At 48.8% G+C, this 16,875-nt stretch carries 22 protein-coding genes; 10 read left to right on the forward strand and 12 right to left on the reverse strand.

The genetic code is table 11. From position 1 onward, the window contains the following. Positions 1-15: 15 nt before the first annotated feature. Complete coding sequence (locus tag SynBIOSE41_RS14690; RefSeq protein WP_186538565.1) at positions 16-312, reverse strand: hypothetical protein; 297 nt, start codon at positions 310-312, stop codon at positions 16-18. A 976-nt stretch (positions 313-1,288) separates the two neighbouring features. Here SynBIOSE41_RS14690 and SynBIOSE41_RS14695 point away from each other — a divergent pair. The 5 genes from SynBIOSE41_RS14695 to SynBIOSE41_RS14715 all read left to right on the forward strand — a co-directional run bounded on the left by SynBIOSE41_RS14695 (position 1,289) and on the right by SynBIOSE41_RS14715 (position 4,467). Next, entirely contained in the window at positions 1,289-1,549 is a 261-nt protein-coding gene (locus SynBIOSE41_RS14695; protein ID WP_186538567.1) for a hypothetical protein, read from the forward strand. A 1,164-nt stretch (positions 1,550-2,713) separates the two neighbouring features. Then, positions 2,714-2,944 (forward strand): hypothetical protein, encoded by a 231-nt coding sequence (locus SynBIOSE41_RS14700; RefSeq protein WP_186538569.1) that lies wholly within the window; start codon positions 2,714-2,716, stop codon positions 2,942-2,944. Between the two features lie 54 nt (positions 2,945-2,998). After that, the gene (locus SynBIOSE41_RS14705; protein WP_186538571.1) at positions 2,999-3,181 is read left to right on the forward strand and encodes a hypothetical protein; all 183 of its coding nucleotides are present in this window, start codon (positions 2,999-3,001) and stop codon (positions 3,179-3,181) included. A 305-nt stretch (positions 3,182-3,486) separates the two neighbouring features. Then, complete coding sequence (locus SynBIOSE41_RS14710) at positions 3,487-3,723, forward strand: hypothetical protein (RefSeq protein ID WP_186538573.1); 237 nt, start codon at positions 3,487-3,489, stop codon at positions 3,721-3,723. Positions 3,724-4,215: 492 nt separating this feature from the next. Beyond that, complete coding sequence (locus SynBIOSE41_RS14715; RefSeq protein WP_186541282.1) at positions 4,216-4,467, forward strand: hypothetical protein; 252 nt, start codon at positions 4,216-4,218, stop codon at positions 4,465-4,467. Positions 4,468-4,819: 352 nt separating this feature from the next. On the opposite strand, the gene SynBIOSE41_RS17870 is transcribed toward SynBIOSE41_RS14715, so the two are convergent. The 5 genes from SynBIOSE41_RS17870 to SynBIOSE41_RS14735 all read right to left on the reverse strand — a co-directional run bounded on the left by SynBIOSE41_RS17870 (position 4,820) and on the right by SynBIOSE41_RS14735 (position 7,603). Next, positions 4,820-4,990 carry a hypothetical protein gene (locus SynBIOSE41_RS17870; RefSeq protein WP_222930549.1) on the reverse strand — a complete coding sequence of 57 codons (171 nt, stop codon included), beginning with the start codon at positions 4,988-4,990 and terminating at the stop codon, positions 4,820-4,822. Between the two features lie 95 nt (positions 4,991-5,085). After that, positions 5,086-5,214 (reverse strand): hypothetical protein, encoded by a 129-nt coding sequence (locus SynBIOSE41_RS18185; protein WP_255475808.1) that lies wholly within the window; start codon positions 5,212-5,214, stop codon positions 5,086-5,088. 544 nt (positions 5,215-5,758) lie between these two features. Continuing rightward, positions 5,759-6,427, reverse strand: a complete 669-nt coding sequence (locus SynBIOSE41_RS14725; protein ID WP_186538576.1) for a hypothetical protein — start codon at positions 6,425-6,427, stop codon at positions 5,759-5,761. Between the two features lie 396 nt (positions 6,428-6,823). Further along, positions 6,824-7,021: a Nif11-like leader peptide family RiPP precursor gene (locus tag SynBIOSE41_RS14730; RefSeq protein ID WP_186538578.1), complete on the reverse strand. Its 198-nt coding sequence runs from the start codon at positions 7,019-7,021 to the stop codon at positions 6,824-6,826. Between the two features lie 279 nt (positions 7,022-7,300). After that, positions 7,301-7,603 (reverse strand): DUF3303 domain-containing protein, encoded by a 303-nt coding sequence (locus tag SynBIOSE41_RS14735; RefSeq protein ID WP_186538580.1) that lies wholly within the window; start codon positions 7,601-7,603, stop codon positions 7,301-7,303. 343 nt (positions 7,604-7,946) lie between these two features. On the opposite strand from SynBIOSE41_RS14735, the gene SynBIOSE41_RS14740 reads away from it, so the two are divergent. Beyond that, on the forward strand, positions 7,947-8,276 hold the full coding sequence (locus SynBIOSE41_RS14740) for a hypothetical protein (RefSeq protein WP_186538582.1): 330 nt from the start codon (positions 7,947-7,949) through the stop codon (positions 8,274-8,276). Positions 8,277-8,524: 248 nt separating this feature from the next. After that, positions 8,525-9,400, forward strand: a complete 876-nt coding sequence (locus tag SynBIOSE41_RS14745; RefSeq protein ID WP_186538584.1) for an EamA family transporter — start codon at positions 8,525-8,527, stop codon at positions 9,398-9,400. 837 nt (positions 9,401-10,237) lie between these two features. Here the strand turns inward: SynBIOSE41_RS14745 and SynBIOSE41_RS17875 are convergent. Both SynBIOSE41_RS17875 and SynBIOSE41_RS14750 read right to left on the reverse strand, forming a co-directional pair. Next, entirely contained in the window at positions 10,238-10,405 is a 168-nt protein-coding gene (locus SynBIOSE41_RS17875; protein ID WP_222930550.1) for a hypothetical protein, read from the reverse strand. Positions 10,406-10,410: 5 nt separating this feature from the next. Beyond that, positions 10,411-10,671 carry a Nif11-like leader peptide family natural product precursor gene (locus tag SynBIOSE41_RS14750; RefSeq protein WP_074159359.1) on the reverse strand — a complete coding sequence of 87 codons (261 nt, stop codon included), beginning with the start codon at positions 10,669-10,671 and terminating at the stop codon, positions 10,411-10,413. A gap of 245 nt (positions 10,672-10,916) precedes the next feature. On the opposite strand from SynBIOSE41_RS14750, the gene SynBIOSE41_RS14755 reads away from it, so the two are divergent. Next, positions 10,917-11,129: a hypothetical protein gene (locus SynBIOSE41_RS14755; RefSeq protein ID WP_186538586.1), complete on the forward strand. Its 213-nt coding sequence runs from the start codon at positions 10,917-10,919 to the stop codon at positions 11,127-11,129. 673 nt (positions 11,130-11,802) lie between these two features. On the opposite strand, the gene SynBIOSE41_RS14760 is transcribed toward SynBIOSE41_RS14755, so the two are convergent. Next, the gene (locus SynBIOSE41_RS14760; RefSeq protein WP_074159359.1) at positions 11,803-12,063 is read right to left on the reverse strand and encodes a Nif11-like leader peptide family natural product precursor; all 261 of its coding nucleotides are present in this window, start codon (positions 12,061-12,063) and stop codon (positions 11,803-11,805) included. A gap of 1,145 nt (positions 12,064-13,208) precedes the next feature. Here SynBIOSE41_RS14760 and SynBIOSE41_RS14765 point away from each other — a divergent pair. After that, positions 13,209-13,664: a hypothetical protein gene (locus tag SynBIOSE41_RS14765; RefSeq protein WP_186538588.1), complete on the forward strand. Its 456-nt coding sequence runs from the start codon at positions 13,209-13,211 to the stop codon at positions 13,662-13,664. A gap of 295 nt (positions 13,665-13,959) precedes the next feature. On the opposite strand, the gene SynBIOSE41_RS14770 is transcribed toward SynBIOSE41_RS14765, so the two are convergent. Further along, positions 13,960-14,472 carry a hypothetical protein gene (locus tag SynBIOSE41_RS14770; RefSeq protein ID WP_186538590.1) on the reverse strand — a complete coding sequence of 171 codons (513 nt, stop codon included), beginning with the start codon at positions 14,470-14,472 and terminating at the stop codon, positions 13,960-13,962. Positions 14,473-14,911: 439 nt separating this feature from the next. Further along, positions 14,912-15,130 carry a hypothetical protein gene (locus SynBIOSE41_RS14775; RefSeq protein ID WP_186538592.1) on the reverse strand — a complete coding sequence of 73 codons (219 nt, stop codon included), beginning with the start codon at positions 15,128-15,130 and terminating at the stop codon, positions 14,912-14,914. Between the two features lie 113 nt (positions 15,131-15,243). Here SynBIOSE41_RS14775 and SynBIOSE41_RS14780 point away from each other — a divergent pair, with 113 nt between their 5' ends. Beyond that, the gene (locus SynBIOSE41_RS14780) at positions 15,244-16,101 is read left to right on the forward strand and encodes an NAD(P)H-binding protein (RefSeq protein ID WP_186538594.1); all 858 of its coding nucleotides are present in this window, start codon (positions 15,244-15,246) and stop codon (positions 16,099-16,101) included. Positions 16,102-16,331: 230 nt separating this feature from the next. Here the strand turns inward: SynBIOSE41_RS14780 and SynBIOSE41_RS14785 are convergent, their stop codons facing one another. Further along, complete coding sequence (locus SynBIOSE41_RS14785; RefSeq protein WP_186538596.1) at positions 16,332-16,796, reverse strand: hypothetical protein; 465 nt, start codon at positions 16,794-16,796, stop codon at positions 16,332-16,334. Between the last annotated feature and the right edge of the window lie 79 nt (positions 16,797-16,875).

The raw sequence follows: 16,875 nt of genomic DNA on the forward strand, positions 1-16,875 counted from the left end.
TCTTGAGCTTGACCCTTAAAAAAACTTTTTCATGGATTGTACAGCACTTTTTAGTGTCTTGAATTGCATCGAGCCGATTCCTTGCTTGTAGTAGGTGTAAATGGTTTCAAATGCACGGCTTCTTTCCCAGAGTTGGAAGTGCTCACCATTAGAGAGGGTGAAGTTCCATACATCTGCTGCGCCAAGTTTATGATGATGCTCTGTAGTGCTTGTAAGTCCCTCGTCGATCACGGTGTCAATAAAGTTCTTTGTTTCTTCAGCAGATAGGTAGCAGAGAGCTGTCATTGCATCCATAACCATTACCCCCAGCATGATCGATCAGTCGGTCGTTTGGTTGTAAGTGATTGATAAGGGTTTGATGAGAAACTGCTGAGTTTCCTGAGGGATAAGTCGCACTCCATTGATGAGTTCACTGTATTGTACATGTAGGGAAGTTTTCCTTTCCGCGGTGTCGCAATACAAAAAACACGCACTCTGCGATGCTGATGACTGGTTCCGGAGGATGCTGTTTCGCCTGAGTGGCTTCATGATTTCCGCTCATACTTCAGAAGTGCGACTGAACTCCAAAGCCTGCAGGTTGTTCAGAAACATATCCTCGGCCAAATCCATGGGTTGGAATTATGCGGGGGTAACGATTGACCTCACGGAGATATTCTCTCCGCGCACGTCTGTAGTCACGAGTTTCATGACGCATTTCTCTACGGAGCTGCCTCAGCTCATGCCGTTTTTGATGCTCGTAGCCTCTGGCTTCCGCAGCGGGTGCCATTGTCCAAGTTGTGGCTCTAATCAACCCGGCGCAAAGAATCGTTTTGGTTGCTTCGTATGTGCTGTTCAACGTCGTCATGGTTTCAAAGCTGTGAATGATGGGGGTGGCTCTCCCCTTGACTTCTTCAAGATCACGGTTCTTCTGATGAAGCCAGCTCGATCGCTTTGGTGCGAACCTAATGAGGTTCTGGTGCGCTTTTCGGGAACGTCTCAGATCGTCTGGTCAGCCTTGGATCAGGTGCTGAGGAAGTGGACGATATCGATGTTCAGGGGAAACAACCAACACTGTCGATGGGGGGGAGATTGGTTGGAGCTTGAGTGTTCGTCCCTCCTCTTTGGTGATGATCAATGCAGAGAATGAACACCACATCTCCATTCAGGCTGCTTCTGAGTGCTTGACGCCCTTGTTTGGATCAGCCCCGTTGATTCCCTTCAGGAGGCAGACTCCACCAGAGTCAACTCTCTATCGAGCCAGCCATGAATCACTGCCACCCGCTGACAGCCGTTCATTGAGGCTCAGCTGATGAACTTCCCCAATGGCTTTGGTAGTGGCTGGGGCCAAAGCGGCGGGAATCGTGGTTTTCGAGAAATCGAACCCGTCTGCAAGCCTGGACCGGATTTCGATTCATGTGCTCGGCATCAGCTCATCGGCTCCAGTGCGGTGGTTCTGGCGATTGCCCTCTTCGTTGGACTCTCAGGGTTTGTCGTCTGGTTTGTTGTGACCGATCAATGGTTTGCTTTGGGAGACAAGCTTCATCGACTGCGTCATCGAAACCGGAACTGATCATCCGGAACTAATCAGCTGCGCTGAGCATCGGTCAACAGGATCCACAGTGTCCGAATCTTGACTGCGGTCCGCTGACTCCGTTCCTGTCGAAAAAGATCGAGAATCAGTTCTCAGTCCATGTGTTGATGCAGACGGCAAAACACACAGCGCTGACCCAGGTCCTGTTCATTGATCAATGCAGCGCGGTGAGCCGGGACAAGATTCATGTCCTTGTGGAGCGGCATCCAGGACGCCGATCAGCCGAAAGTCTGATCAGGTTCAGCTGTGATCAACCCGACTCAGCAACGGCACAGGCCAAGGATCGGACGGTATGTCCACCTGTTCACGGCTATCGACGTGGCCATGACAGCCGCTCTTGCTGTCAGTCGTCATGGCAACAATCTGCGCGCGACAGTTTGGATCAAGAGATGTTCGGCTAGATGTACCCCAAGGTGCAATGCAAACAAAAAGCCCCAGTGTTTGTTGGGGCTTTGAGGGGATAGATTCCAGATTCACGACCACCTGATCAATACTCCCTTCGCCTTCTCGAGGTTCCGCATTCACTCGGAGAAAGCCGACCTGCTCCACAGGCGTCCTGTAGTACCTCCCATCGCTTGATTGGTGTGTTTGCACCACGGCTATTAAGCAGTACATACACAGCTGGGGTGATCAGACGTTGTTTCAAAAGCTGTTGATTCGTTAAAGCAGACGCTGGAATCCCAGGCAGTGATGTGATGACTAGCGCGCAGCAAAGTGCTTTTAGAGAGTTGTGCGTCATGGGTGCAAGTTGGAACAGATCACGACTTCGGCCATTGGCTTGAAATGAGTGATTTCAGCGGTTTGTGGCGTCTTGAGCCTTCGACTCCTTCAAGCTCACAGTGCTTCTGGTGAATCCAGCCACACAGCTCTGGTGATTTTCCCAAGAAGCTTTGGTGAGCTTCTGGTGAATCGATCAGATTCCACTTACAGGCTGGAATCAGTACATTCGGAAGCTGGTGACGGCATGGCTCCAGGGCACTCAATCCGCACCGTGGTTAGGGCGGTTGGTGTTGGCTGAGCAGCCTTGCTGTAACTGACACCCCGGATGGATTCAAACCATCGATCGACGGCATAAACGGCAATTTTCAATTCCGTTGAGCAAGGATTTTTTTTCTATGACTGGTTTGTAAATGCCTGCGGGGCATGGGTGAAGACTCTGAAACGGGCGTTTCGTCCAATGGTGCTCACATCAGTTTTCTCTTCCGTCAATGGCAGTTGACGCGCCAATCAAGTCCAGAACCATGGCGGTCAGCCGAGCTGGCAACAGTTCAAAGCTCAGCAGCTCAGAGCAACGAGGGCAACGATGACGATGGCGGCGCTGATGGGCTCCATGGCGTTCTTCTGTCTGAATTCACCATCGATCAGATGGCTTGAATTCACCATCCCCCTTTCGAGGGAAAGACCCTGTGAGCACCATCACAGCCCTGCTTGAGGTCTGTCATCGATTCCAAGGTGGATCCCGGAGATGGTGTGCCCATCGAAACCGTACAACTCTCCAAAGCTCGTAAGAGCAATGCCTCGCTCTCATCACTGGGGGGGATTTTCTGCAATGACTTCTGCCAAAACAACGCCATCGAAGCCCGGGCAATTGTGCTCAGACGCGCGAGATAAACCGCTCCTACTCACTTCTGCCCTTTGAGATTCACTCGCAGACTCCAACGCACACGAAGGTCCCTGGATCGCTGAAGGCAAGAATCATCAAAACGGCCACGATGCTTCCAGCAATCAGCACAACAGGCCAGATCTCCTCTTCAGGGCGCATTTCAAGAAATAACCTTTGAAGTCTGATAAGAGAACTCTGCTTCTCACGGAACTTGCTAGCCAAGATCCTGAAACCGAACCTTCCAGGGCGGCTGTCACCCTTTCGTGAAGCATCTAGCGGCCATAGACCTAAGGGGTTCCACCTAGTGGTACTCATGACAGCAACTGTCCTTCGACCCGGTTTCACTGCAGAGCAAAGCCGCCGTGCACGCCTCGCAAAAATTGATCTGGATGAGGCCATCTATGAGGCCGCTGAACAGCATCCTGATATCTGGCCACGCGGACTGATCACCAAAATCGCCACGGAACTCGGAGTCACACCGGCAACAGTTCGTCGTGAACGGACCATGCTTTTGCCAGGACTCAAGAGCGCACCTGAACTGGGCTGGTGAATAGTCAGGCAGTGGTTTGCCGGATGTTCAGGCACAACACCATCGAAGCCTGGGTGGCGATGCAGCAACCAGGTAGGTGGACGTATTAACTGTTCAAGTGCTGACACTCACTTGGATGGGGGGTTGACCAGAATCAATCCTGGTCGGTCAAAAAGCGACCGGCCCCCCACCATTACTGGGAGCCAAAGGACAGCCCAAAGGCACTAGTCCAGCAAGTAGCGGCTCAAGCAAAGACAAGGAGAGCCAAGGTTTCCGGGCAGTTAACAATTTCCGGGCGGCGGGTGAGTGTTGACTGAAAAACTTTGGTGTCACTGACGCTCTCTGATGGTTGGGGCCTGGCTCCATCTCCTGCCAATACAGATTGAGGATCAGCTCTCTCTGGAGGTGGTGGCTCCAGGGGATTGGCGTGGAGGACAACGATCAGCTGCCAGTTTGATCGGCTTGTCTCAACTGACTGAGGTGGCTACAGCGACATCAAGTCATCATCTGTTCATGAAGAGATCCCTGTTCGCACTGCTGCCTTTAGTGCTTGCAACGACAGCACCTGCCGTCATGGCTCAGAAGGAAATCCCCAAAGCTCCTGGTCATGATCAGTGCCCGCTTGGTTACGTCAACACTCTCGGCACCACTTGTGTGTCGCCCGTCTACTACGAGGTGGCACCCACGTACGGTGAAGCCTGTAAGTCGGGATGGATGAATATCGGTGCTGGTTACTGCAAGAAGAAGACCCTCGGCATTTTCTGAGGAGGCACGAGGGCTGGAAGGAACTGATCGTTGCGGTTTAGTCGTTAAACGAACAACACGGACTGGCTGCTTGCGCGTCAATAGTTAGGGAACTTCCAAAACCAAAAACAGTGGATCCCGAAAGGGGGCTTTTCTCTTGGCAGCAATCTTGTTCATTCGCTGCGTAGATCAGACGACTTGACCAGTGCTGTCCAGCCTGCGCGGTTTGTCGTTACGCAGTCACCTGGCTCGTGTGGTGTCGTTACATGATGCAGGCTTTCTGTGCAGCGCTGTTCGCAATTGCGGTTGGCCTCACTGCTGCTCTTATGGTGTTTGACCCCATTCACGCCGGATGATGGGGGAACGTTATGGATCAGGGCAATGGCCAGATTTTCGTGATGATTCGACCTAGGCCTATTCCACAGGCAACACCAATGAGGATGGCGATAGCTGGGTCTAGATCACTCAGCAAGCTGACGATGAGTCCAGTTATCGCGCCAACAATGACTGCTCTTTTGATCGATCGCTTGTTGATGCTGCCCATGGCTTGAATGCCGTGATCACGCACATTGTCATTGTTCGGTCCGGGTCGCGGCCAGACTTCAACGAATCCCGACAAGTTTCACCCACTGGTTGATCTCAGCTGGATCGCCCGGCAATGGCCAGAATCCCCGGAGCTCTTCCGATCGAATGGCAGGCCCACACGACGAGATCAACAGGATTGAGCGTGAATTGGATAGCGCTGCTGCAGGCAAGTTGAAAAAGCATCAGTCGACTGGCAAGACAGCGAAGCATCAAAGTATTGATGCCGTCGTGCCACATCTGGGCTTCTTGTTGTTGTCGCTATTGCCATCGTTTTCGGAGGACGGCTCAACATCACGCAACGAGCTGCATTGACTGGGGGGTATTTGGAGCTGCTGCAGGTTTACTGGTGGGTTATGGCTTAGGAAGGATTCGCTGAAACGTCTCGAACAGTATCCGCTGACTGGTCAAAGTGGAGGGATGCCAAACAATGGTTGCCCTATGGTTGATTGCCATCCGCCGAAGAACGGCATTGGCAGGCTCACGAATGCCCAGGAAGGGACGGTCTGTAGCTTCCGCGACGACGTGATTTCTGCACCTGCGCAGTGGCTGATGATCGAAAGCAGGCCCTTTTATGGTGGTGGTCGGCCTCACCACCTTTGCATAAGTAGAAGATAAAGAATGGTCAGTCTCGTCCTGATGACTTGGTTGCGTTCATGCTTGAAATTGATTTCTAAGCGTTCATTGGCATACTTCTGGGTCGCTTCAACGAAGACAAGCCTGAGCGTTGTCACGCAGAAGTTGCCAAACTGACGGCGCGACCTAGCGTTAAGCCTAAAATATTTAACCTGACAATTGCATGAAATAAATGGAGAGACTTTGCACTTTTAGTGTTGAAGCTTACGTAGCTGGGCTGGTATTTGAAAAATGTATCAATTGAAAGGTATAGGTAATTCAGTATTGACGGGGGCGCTTTGAATGTGATTGGCTCTGTTTCTGCCTCGTTGTTTTGGAAGTATGAATAGTTTATTCGCCAGTACCACCAGGCAAAGGAGACAATGATAATTGGCAGGAATAGCAACATTTCCACCAGAAGCAGCTTTGGATCTTTTATTGGAGCTATGAGGAGAAGGTTGATGGAGAGCAGCTCAACGAGCCAGCACATTGATAAAAAGATTGCGAGAATGTCCTTCCCTAATCGATTATTTCTCCCAACGACTCCAGATACCATTAAATAAGCTGTTGCCAGGAGAAACAGGCTATTCAACGGGTGGCCAAGAGAAGTGAGATTTTCTAAGAAAAAATTTGTGTCCATCAGTAATTGCTTGGTGCGGCCGTCTTCTATCTCTGCCAGGGAAAGCGACCTGTTGAATGCTGTCGTAAATAGGTATGAAATCATCAAAAAATAAATCTCCCTAGGTCTTGACAGGTATTTTGTCAATGCGTCAATAAATGCCAATCTTGTGTGCTCAGTTAAATCCAGGCTAGCAAAATGATATTGAAATGCTTTGAGTATGGGCTTTGGAGCTTGCGATATTTTGCTTGAGTTGGTGGCATCGTGACTTCAGTTGATCATGCTTGATGCTGATTTTTTACATCTATGGCCTTGGCACGCTTCGGGAGTGCCGCCAAGCACTGCCGAATTCTCTCCTATGGGTAGGTTGCCTCATAGTAATTATTTCGTGTAAAAATCTGCTGTAATTGATTTTGGTCCTGTTGTGGATATCTCATATCAGCATTTCATTTTTAAAGTTTCTTGGATCTTTCTCTGCTCAATTTAGCTCAACTGTGCCGCATGATTGATGCTTTGATTGTGGCGAGCTTCTGCTCAGAATATTTTCTGTGCTGCTTGGCTTCAGTCAATGCCCCATTCAACTCCATCGAGTTCGTCTATGCCGAGGCCGTCCGCTAGGTCTGATAGAGAAATCAAAAAACCCAATTCTTTAGCGATTTCTGCGATGGCACTTGGATCTGTTGTTGCTTTGATTTTGTCTTGCAATTTTGAGTCATTTTTGATCTTTTTCTTGAATGCTTTAAGTTGCTCTTCGGACATGGTTTTGTAATCTGTTATTTCGTCATAGCAATGATCTGAGGATGTGTCTTCATTTGTGATTGAATCGAATTCAATTGCGCCAGGTATTGTGATTTATTTTGGGCCGTTTGAAGGTGACTCAACAAATAAAAAAGTACCTAAAGTTGCGAGGACTTTCTGCAAGGGTTTGGATTGAGATCAGGCTCCTCCGTTGTTGGGGGCAGCGGTGGTTCGATGGATGCACAGGAACAATGCCATCGAAGCCTGGGGCCACCTCTGCTCGGCCCTTGGTTCAACTGGTCAGACCTTATTCAATCCCTCTTCCAGCTCGACAAACTCTTCATCGCTGAGGCCGGGGATGATCTCAGCCGTGACGCCGAGGCCTTTGGTCCAGGGATAGGTGTGCTTCTGCACTGCTGCCAGGTTGTCGGCTTCCACCAGCAGCACGCCTCCACCGGTGTGAGGGTGGATCTGGCGCGCTAGCAGCTTGAAACCGGCGAATTCATCCATGGGCTTGCCTCCCTTGATGTAATCCACAATCGCCTTGGCGTACTCCTCACTAGCTGGATCGGGAGCGGACCACTGGATCATGAAGCGTGCCATCTAAAAGGTTGCAGATGTTGTTCGATCATCGCCTGCGCAGGCATGGGCAAGTGTTCAGATGCTGATTGCCGCGCTGATCTTATTTTCTATGGCAACTTTCAGCCCGTTCTGTCTGGGCACAGCTGGACTGTCATCCGCTCGTCGTCCTTACGAATACGCCACTTCTGGCATAGGCCTTGAGGCTATCCCTTGGCTAATGAGCAACTGGGCTACCTACGGCCCTCAAAGAACCACTGATGCAGTTGCTGTAGGTAGGGTCTCCAGAGCAATTGGTCAGTGCTGCCTCTTAACGAGCTCGTTGGCTGTGGGGTAGCGAGGTAGGGAAGAAGCCTGGAGCACATGCATGAACCGATCTCAGGCCCTTCACGACATCGAACACTCGTCGGGGAATGGAGAGCTTGAAGAAGCCACTTATCGTTATGCCCTGATCATCGTTGACTTGATCAACGATGCAGCCGCCGAAGAGCTGCTGCGTTGTCAAACCTCGGAAGAGGTCTCAGCCTGGATACGGCGAGATGCTCTGGACTGGCAAGCAAAGCTGAGCGACGAGGCATTCGCAGAGTGGTTTGAGATTGGGCACAGCAAATCCTATGGATGCATTGAGCAGATGCTGAGCTGTATCGACTACGAGTTTGTTTTCGAACTGTTGCTCTCAATGCGTCAGTTGGATTAGCAAGTCAGGCCCTGACTTGCCGAAGAAGCCTCTGGTGTAGACAGAGGACTAATGGCTGATTTTTCGCGATGGGCAATTTCACCTTCAAGTCATTATCAACCACTCCACGCTTAAATATTGATGGCCATGACCTCTGTTATTTGTGATTGATATTTGTGTTGCTTGGCTTTTGTCTTTTTTGGAAGCCTTTGTGAAATGATCGATTGCTTTAGGGTTATTGTATTCTGTCTCCAGTTGTTACCGATACCGTGGTTCGGGGGCTGATCTGGGGAATCTCTACTTGCTTTGTTTTTAGCTTCTATATTGTCTTGTCTAAATATCTTCTTGCGCACTTTTCTGCGCCATGGTTGTTGCTTGCTTCAGGTGTTGGAATTGTTGCCTTAATTCCCTCTGTTGTCAAGCGATCTAATGTCTATAAAAGCTGGGATCATAAGCAGTGGAGGCTGGTCATTTTAATGGCTTTATTGAGTGGGTTGTATAATTTTTCTATCCTGCTCAGCATCAATTATTTGCCGACATCTATTGCGACGATGTTTATCGGGCTTTCTTCTGTGACACTGTTGCTCCGAACATGTGGTATTGAAGCAAGGTCGCCCCTGCTCCTAGAGGTTTTGGCTGTCATTTTTGCTGTTGTTGGGGCTTTCCTTGTTTTAGGAGTGAAGCTCCAATCATTTTCCTTTATTGGTTTGTTGTTTGGCGTTTTTACGCTGATATTTGGTACGAATGCCGTCATATTGACCGGCAGAATGCGCGGAATCGTTAATGCAAAAGAAGTTGTCTTCTCCAAGCAGCTCAGTAAGGTAGTTTTTGCGTGTTTTGGGCTGATTTTGATTTCACGATTGCCTGCGGCCCCCTACCCTGCATTGGCAGTGCTCTGGGTGTTGTTGCTTGCTACTGGATGCCTGAAAATGCTAGAGAGTTTTACAGCTTCAAAGACTGCGTTTGCTTTGCCACCGGTGACTTTTAGGAATATATTATTACTTAACTTGCCAATTGTCGCTTTTGCAGAGTCTTGGCTGTTCGATGTTCACCTCGATCACTACCAGTGGATCGGCATATTTTTTATTATGCTTTCTGCTCTCAGTGCGATCTTTTCTGGTGAGAAACGTCTTAAAGCGCTTTGAAATAATATTTGGTCGTTTGTCATCCTTCCCACGCAAGAGATTTACATTTTCAAGCTCAGTTGTTTTTTGCGCCGGATGCTCAGTCATAAATCCTTCGATTGCTATGAGCACGTGCAACAAACAGTCGGGTGGAAGCGATTCCCTCCCAGGTGATGAGTTGATCAGACATCTCAGCCGCTTCACATAGCATGCAGTGGGGTAAAACCACTGCAATGAATTTTAAAGAAGGCGAGCTAATCGCAATTTTTTTCGGATCAGTCGCAATCCTGCATGCTTTCCCCTTTGCTTGGGAGAGCCACGAGATCAACAGGTGCGTCGAGTATCAGCGACAGCACTTACACAATAGTGGTTTGACTAAAAACAGAATTCATGCCAAAGCTGTGAATTATTGTCAAGGAGGTCAAGCAGGCATCAGTCCATAACGGGCTGAGTCATTAAGTCTTCACGCTTGAAATGATGCCCGCCATGCTGGTGACGGTTCAACACCGGCTCTTTGGGTCGAATGTGCTGTACCAATGCATCGCCCTCATAGTGTTCAATTGCACTCCATTTTGCCAGGCATTGAAGCGTGATTTCTGGAATTCTGGAAGTTGTTGATGTGTGAAATACCTGCATCTGCAAAGGGTTTCTGTATAGGATTAGGTTGAGGTTTTACGTGTATTTCTGATGTTCGCTCTTGACGCCGGTGCAATAACGCACATTGAGTACTGGTGTCTTTAGCGCTATCTGATGTTCCTGCAAATCAATATCAAATCCTAGGGGGCTGATGCCAGGGAGACAGAATTGACTGCTCGCGCTGAAGTTGTCTTCATCGAAATTGCTAATGACTAGTGGACATCAGTATTGGTTTAATTTTATCCTGTTTTTAACAGTTTCTATTGCAATTGTGTTCAGCATGGCTGGCTGCTTTTGTTGTTTTGATTTTTTGGAAACAACGGATTGTGAAGGTGCAGGCGTTAATCCCCAAGAAAAAACCCGCTCTTGGCGGGACTTCTCGCTTGTCAATGGATTCAGAGGTCAACCGAATCGTTTTTGCAGAGAGTTTTATGATGACACATGCAGTAAGATCCAAACTGTCCTCCGCTTGCTTCTTCAAGCTCCTCTTCTGTAATTTTCGATGGTTGATTGAGGCCGTTTGCAGAAAATGCAAAACCCGCTGATTTCGCCGCATCAACGACTTCTTCTGTTGACTTTGCAGTTCTGATTGTCTCCTGGAGGCTTCTATTGCCTTCGAGTTTTACCAAAAATGCATTGAGTTGTTCTTGAGTCATGGGTGTCTCCGAGAGGGACCTTTTCGTTCTACGCCTCTCACGTTGCAGGGAGTAGAGGGGCAACCGACCTCAGCAGTACGGTTTCAGGACCTGTCCGGGCGGGTTGCACGGAAGCAGATTCACAAGCTTGGTGGCGATGGACAGGCAGAAGCCAGCTGGCTGGAAACGGTGTGATTGAAGGATTTGGGCAAGCATGGCCGGGGAATTCAGAGTTTGCTATGAGCTAATTAGCTACATGCATTTTGATGAATCAGAGTCAGGACGCTAAGCGTCATGAGAATGACCACAAGCATCGATCGGATGCCGGTTCTCTCGATATTGAAGTTGAGCGGAATCGCAGTGTGAATCACCTGTCAGCCAAGACGATCAGTAATGAAGAACTCAAGAAGGTTGACAAACAGACAAATGAACTCATGAAGGACCAGGGGCCAGCCACCTTCCGTAAGGAGATCAATTGAAATGAGTAACGAACATCATCAAAGCGGCAGACGCCCAAACAAAGCTGATCTTGAACGGTTTGATCCTGTTCATCGTGAGAAAGAACCGCTGAAGCAAGCTAGTGCAGAGGAACGACACAGTCATCCCAACGAAAAGAAGCGAGAGCACTCTCATGGTGAAGACAATTTTATGGAGGAAGTCAAGCGTCTTGATGCTCCATAAATCAGTAAGTTCTCCAATGGTGAGAATGGGACCACTCATTATTAATCTTCATTCGCTGCGATTCGTGTGCAGACCAGGCCATTGGAGGGGCAACATGCAACCAGTGGTTACGGATGCTCTGGCATAACGTCATCGAAGCTACGTAGACCACATAGAAATCAGGCGGGCGGTAACGTTGCCCGCCTGGTGGTAGAAGATCCTGCAAGTCAATAACAGAGCATAGGGGGCTGATGCCAGGGAGACAGAATTGATTGCTCGCGCTGAAGTTGTCTTCATCGAAATTGCTAATGACTAGTGGACATCAGTATTGATTTAATTTTATCCTGTTTTCAACAGTTTCTATCGCAATTGTGTTCAGCATGGCTGGCTGCTTTTGTTGTTTTGATTTTTTGGATACAACGGATTGTGAAGGTGCAGGTATTAATCCAAAAAAAACCCGCTCTTGGCGGGAATTTTCGATTGTCAATGGATTCAGAGGTCAACCGAATCGTTTTTGCAGAGAGTTTTATGATGACACATGCAGTAAGATCCAAACTGTCCTCCGCTTGCTTCTTCAAGCTCCTCTTCTGTAATTTTCGATGGTTGATTGAGGCCGTTTGCAGAAAATGCAAAACCCGCTGATTTCGCCGCATCAACGACTTCTTCTGTTGACTTTGCAGTTCTGATTGTCTCCTGGAGGCTTCTATTGCCTTCGAGTTTTACCAAAAATGCATTGAGTTGTTCTTGAGTCATGGGTGTCTCCGAGAGGGACCTTTTCGTTCTACGCCTCTCACGTTGCAGGGAGTAGAGGGGCAACCGACCTCAGCAGTACGGTTTCAGGACCTGTCCGGGCGGGTTGCACGGAAGCAGATTCACAAGCTTGGTGGCGATGGACAGGCAGAAGCCAGCTGGCTGGAAACGGTCATGTTTGAAGCGGTGACTTTCGCATGGATGCCTGATGACAGTTCGCGCGCTTCAAGGTCACGCTGTTGAGCTAAGGCGAAGTGGTGACCACTTAAGCCGATGTCAACTCTCTGGAAAGGGACATCAATGCTGCTGGTGTTCCCAGTGCAACGTCGAAAAAGAACCGAGTTTCAAGACAGTGATGACTTTTAAAAATCGACTGTTGAAGATCCCCTCACCATTGGTCTTGATAGGAGATTCCTGTCCTCATCAAGATGTTGATCAATTTCAATGAATGGAAGCTTTTGTTTGTCTCACTTTCCATTTAGTCAGAGTCAGCCCAGGAGTTAACGTGAAAAATTTTGTATGTCTCGGTTGCATCAATTCAAGTCACTGATTTTCCGTTTGCTGCAGTCTCGATAAGGTTTTGAAGAATACAAGCTCGAGGCACGCTCTTTGGACCGAATGTTTGTGCAGAGGTGATCAATCAGGTTTGAGTCTTCCCTGAGTGAAATCATGTCTCCGCATAGGGTGGCCTGCATTCTGGAGATGTCAGTCGCCAACAAAGTTCCGTAGAGCCTGAAACTGTTGGACATCAGCAGCAGGAAAACCATGCTGATTGGCAAGACACAAGGTCTTTGGAAGTGTTTGAGCGAAAAGCCTTGGAAACGACGTATTCGAAGCTGTGACTTTCGAGCTGGTCGATTGGCTGATCACTGCGCCGGTCGAGCTGCCTTGTAAAGGCTGAGTGTGAAGCAAGCAGCACCGAAGCTGACGACCAAGACCAAGAGATCCGATGTTCCGAACATGAGGCTTCCACTAGTGAACCAATGTTAAGCGGTTCATTGCGGAATGTAAAGAGGGCGGGTGGCTTGGGGCTGCTCTGCCTGCCCGCACTGTGCGGGTACAGCTGAAAAGTCAATCGATGAACACACGCAGGCTCAGGGCATTTCTCCATCGTTGCCCAAGCCCAAGAAGGCTCCCTGCTCCCCTGTGTGTTGATCGTCATACATGGAAAAATGCATGCAGGCCACTGCACTCAAATTTTTGGAGGAGTGATGACTCAAAGGCATGCTGCTATTGCTTCGTTGTCTCTACTGGGGTGCGTGCCATTCCTGATTTTCCCGCAAGTTCAGGCAGCTGTGCCGAAAAAGTTCTCTCTTGATTGCGAGGATGGCACCTTGATTCGAGTGACTGAGCTGTCTGCTCAATCGACCCATCGTTCTCCACTGGCTGATCTCATTGAGGTTCGCTTGAAAACTCCGCAGTCTGGATCTTCTCGATACAGGCTGCTAGCAGCATTTCCTGGAGATTTTGGTGGGCGCTGGGTTTATACGAGTCCAGAGGGGCCAAATTTCAGTCTTCTCCTGTCAGGTCAATCGTCGATTTGGTATCTTGATTTTGATGGAAAGCCATCAATTCGTTGTGCCCGCGATCAATCCAATCTTTGATGTCGACTTAATTCAAAGTAGCGTTCGCAATAACTATTGAGCCGGCTTATATGTTTTCGTATTACCGTCCTTTTTGGCTTTGTGACTGCTGATATATCAGATGCCGAATAAAGACTGGTCACTTAGTGGCCAAGGTTGATCCGGGAACGGATTCGGTTGGCTAATGAACGACCTGGAAGGAAAAAGCTGTCGCTTCACCATCGACAACCCAACTACACAGCGCCAGTGGCTTGTGGTTGAGATCAGGCCGCTGCATGTTGGTGATCAGCCTTTCGTTCATGCCAGATATTGCAGTTCAATTTGTGCACTTGGCTAGGCTTTCTGTGGACGTTTTGTAGTGTTTACTGTTGTATTGAGTATAAACAATGCGAACGCCACCCGCCCGTTTATACGATGTCTGAGAGCTCTCCTGAAGTCCAATGCCTGCTGATTGATCACCGATCAAAGGCTGGCCAGTCAAGAGCGGTACGATTACATCTGCCTTAAGCGCGATTAATTTTTCCGGTTTGGAGATGTAATCTGCTTCGAGGATATTTTCAGATTCATTTCTATTATTCGACTTCACTACTACTGTTATGACGATGTGGTTGACAGCATTTTCATCAGCTGTCTTTCCGGTCAGTAAATCAGGTGCACCTGATCCCAGATCTCCGTTCGGATGGACAACTTTGTAGTCACGCTTATGACATATTCCACTAGCATTGAGAATTGTCTCTCCCGTAAGGGAATTAGTCACTTCGGTGACTGAGGTTTCTGTATCGCTTCGGAGCGCTGAACGCAGAGAATCATCTGGCAGGGTGGGGGCCAAAATCTGATTCAACTACAATTGGAGTTTCAGGATGCGCGCCACCGCGATGACCAACAGTTTCAGTTTCTGCAGCTGCGTCTCTATCAGCCCAACCTGAAAAGTCAATGAGAATGGTCTCTTCATAAGCTTTCTCTTCTCGCCACCGCTTTTCAACTAGTCGCTTATGACCTTCTGCTGAATCTGGTTCTCTCTCTTCTTTTGGAAGTTTGTTTCACTTTTCCCACGGGTCATGAGTTGTATGGATCTGATTGGAAGCTGTCATTGTTGTTAGGAGTAATGTTTCGAGGCGCTGTCCCTGAACCTTTTCACAATCACAGCTCTTCTGGTGAATTCCCCTACACAGCTTTTGTATAGACAGTTCGAGGTTCTGGTGAACGCCTGTTGAATCGCTCAGATCCCTCTTCAAGGCCTGCTTCAGTTCTTGTTCAAGCCTGTGCTTTCATGATTTCCCGGCCATAAAAACCGCCTGGTGGCGGGTAAGGATTGGCTGAGAAGCCATGTTGTCATCGACGCCGCTTGATGGATTCGAATCATCGAGCGACTGCTTGATGATCGCTCCGTACTGGAGAACGGTCTGGGTTGGCTGTTGCATGCCGAGGAAGGTGTTCTGCGGTCTCACGCGTCCGCTGCCGGCTGCCTGTGCGCAGTGAGTAACCATTCAAACGATCTCAGACCAGCGGTCTGGGGCCGTATGAAACTGCCATCGTGCCGGCAGCTGCAAAATCTGCTATCCCAATTTGTAGAGTTGATTGAACAAAGATGATCCTTGTCATGGCCTCCACTGGCATGTTTGGTCGTCCTGTTGTTGAAGGCTTAGCCAAACGTGGTCTGCCAGTCAGGGCAACAGGACGATCTGAAAAAGGGTTGGCAACGTTGGATGCACCTGGGGCTGAACTTATTCCCGCCGATATGGATGATCCTTCATCTTTGCTCAAATTAATGAATGGAGTCGACAAGGTGCTGGTCAATGCACCCATGGATGATCAGAAAGAAGTCCGAGAGAAAAACGTTATTGAGGCCATGATTCGCTCTGGTAATGGGGCAAAGATTGTGCTTTTAACTGGTGGAGTGCTGCATGATGACGCACTTGGTGCGGCTGGGTTAGCCACCGAGAAATTAATGCGTTCCTCGGGTCTGCCCTGGACGGTTGTCGGTCCTCAGACGGTCATGGAAACCAATTTCAAACCATTTCGGGAATTGATCCAAAGTGAAAGCATGTTGATGTCTTGTGTTGGAGCAGCAAAGGTTGGTTTTGTGGCGTTGGACAATGTCACAGATGCATTCATAGCTGTTTTAGAATCAAATAATGATGCACATGTTGGTTGTGAATATGTGATTACTGGGCCGGAGGCGGTGACTTTTGATGATGTGGCCACTGCTGCCACAGAGGCTCTTGATCGCCGCATTATCTATCAAGACATGCCAAGAGATGAGTTTCGGAAGCTAATGGTGACAGAAGCCGGTTTTTCAGAATCAGATGTAGATATTGAGGTGATGTGTCACCTCGATGCTTTCCGTGCAGGCAAGGCTGCTCGGACGACAGATGACTTTACGAGACTTACGGGAAAGAAATCAAAATCGGTGAGGGAGTGGTGGATTGACAATGCCAACTATTTTCTCAGCACCTAATAACTATCGAAAGCCTATATCGCGCAGGCGACTTGATCACCGTGCAGGTGCTCGTATAAAAAGCTTTTCTGTCAGATCGTTCTTAATGCTGCTCTCGTTGGGTTGTGCTCCATTTGAGTTGGTTGCTCGGGAGTTGGGTGGTATCCGCATAACGCACTCTACGTTCTCTTCAAGAGTTTAGTATTGCTTTGAATTGCCCCACAATGGCATCATGTTTCCCGATATTCAGCTCAGATGCAATTAGTAAATGCAGAATTGCCAACTAAGTTTGTTGTGCAATGATGAGATTGGATCTGATTCAGGTTGTTCCTGGTACGAGCTTCATATGCCCTCTGCGCATTGATCTTTAGATTGCTGGCCTGGTAGTCAGTAAAGCAACCTTCAGCCACAGTCCGCTTGAAGAGAAGCCCACCAGCTTTGATTTTTCGATAACGCGTTCCCTCAGGACAGTTATGATTGACATCGATCGTTCCTATTGCTTTTTTCTTGCTTTGCGTCAGTTGACAAGTGTTTAGTTCAGAGCCATAAAGCCCGAAGCATTCATTTGCTTGTGCTTGGTTGGGAGCTGCAAGCAAACATGTGATGCCGAGAAAAGCCGCAGCTGACAATCTAGAAATGAAATGCATTGGTTTGCCGTGAATAGAGGAGGTTTTCCCTCCGATGTACTCACCATCGCCCAACTGAACTTGTTCCACCTCACCCGATCAGGTGGTCTTCAGAACGGTTGCCTCCCCCATTTGGGTAGCCCTAAAAACTCTCTTCTAGTGCTGCCCA

This window comes from Synechococcus sp. BIOS-E4-1 (genome assembly GCF_014279995.1).
Lineage (GTDB): Bacteria > Cyanobacteriota > Cyanobacteriia > PCC-6307 > Cyanobiaceae > Synechococcus_C.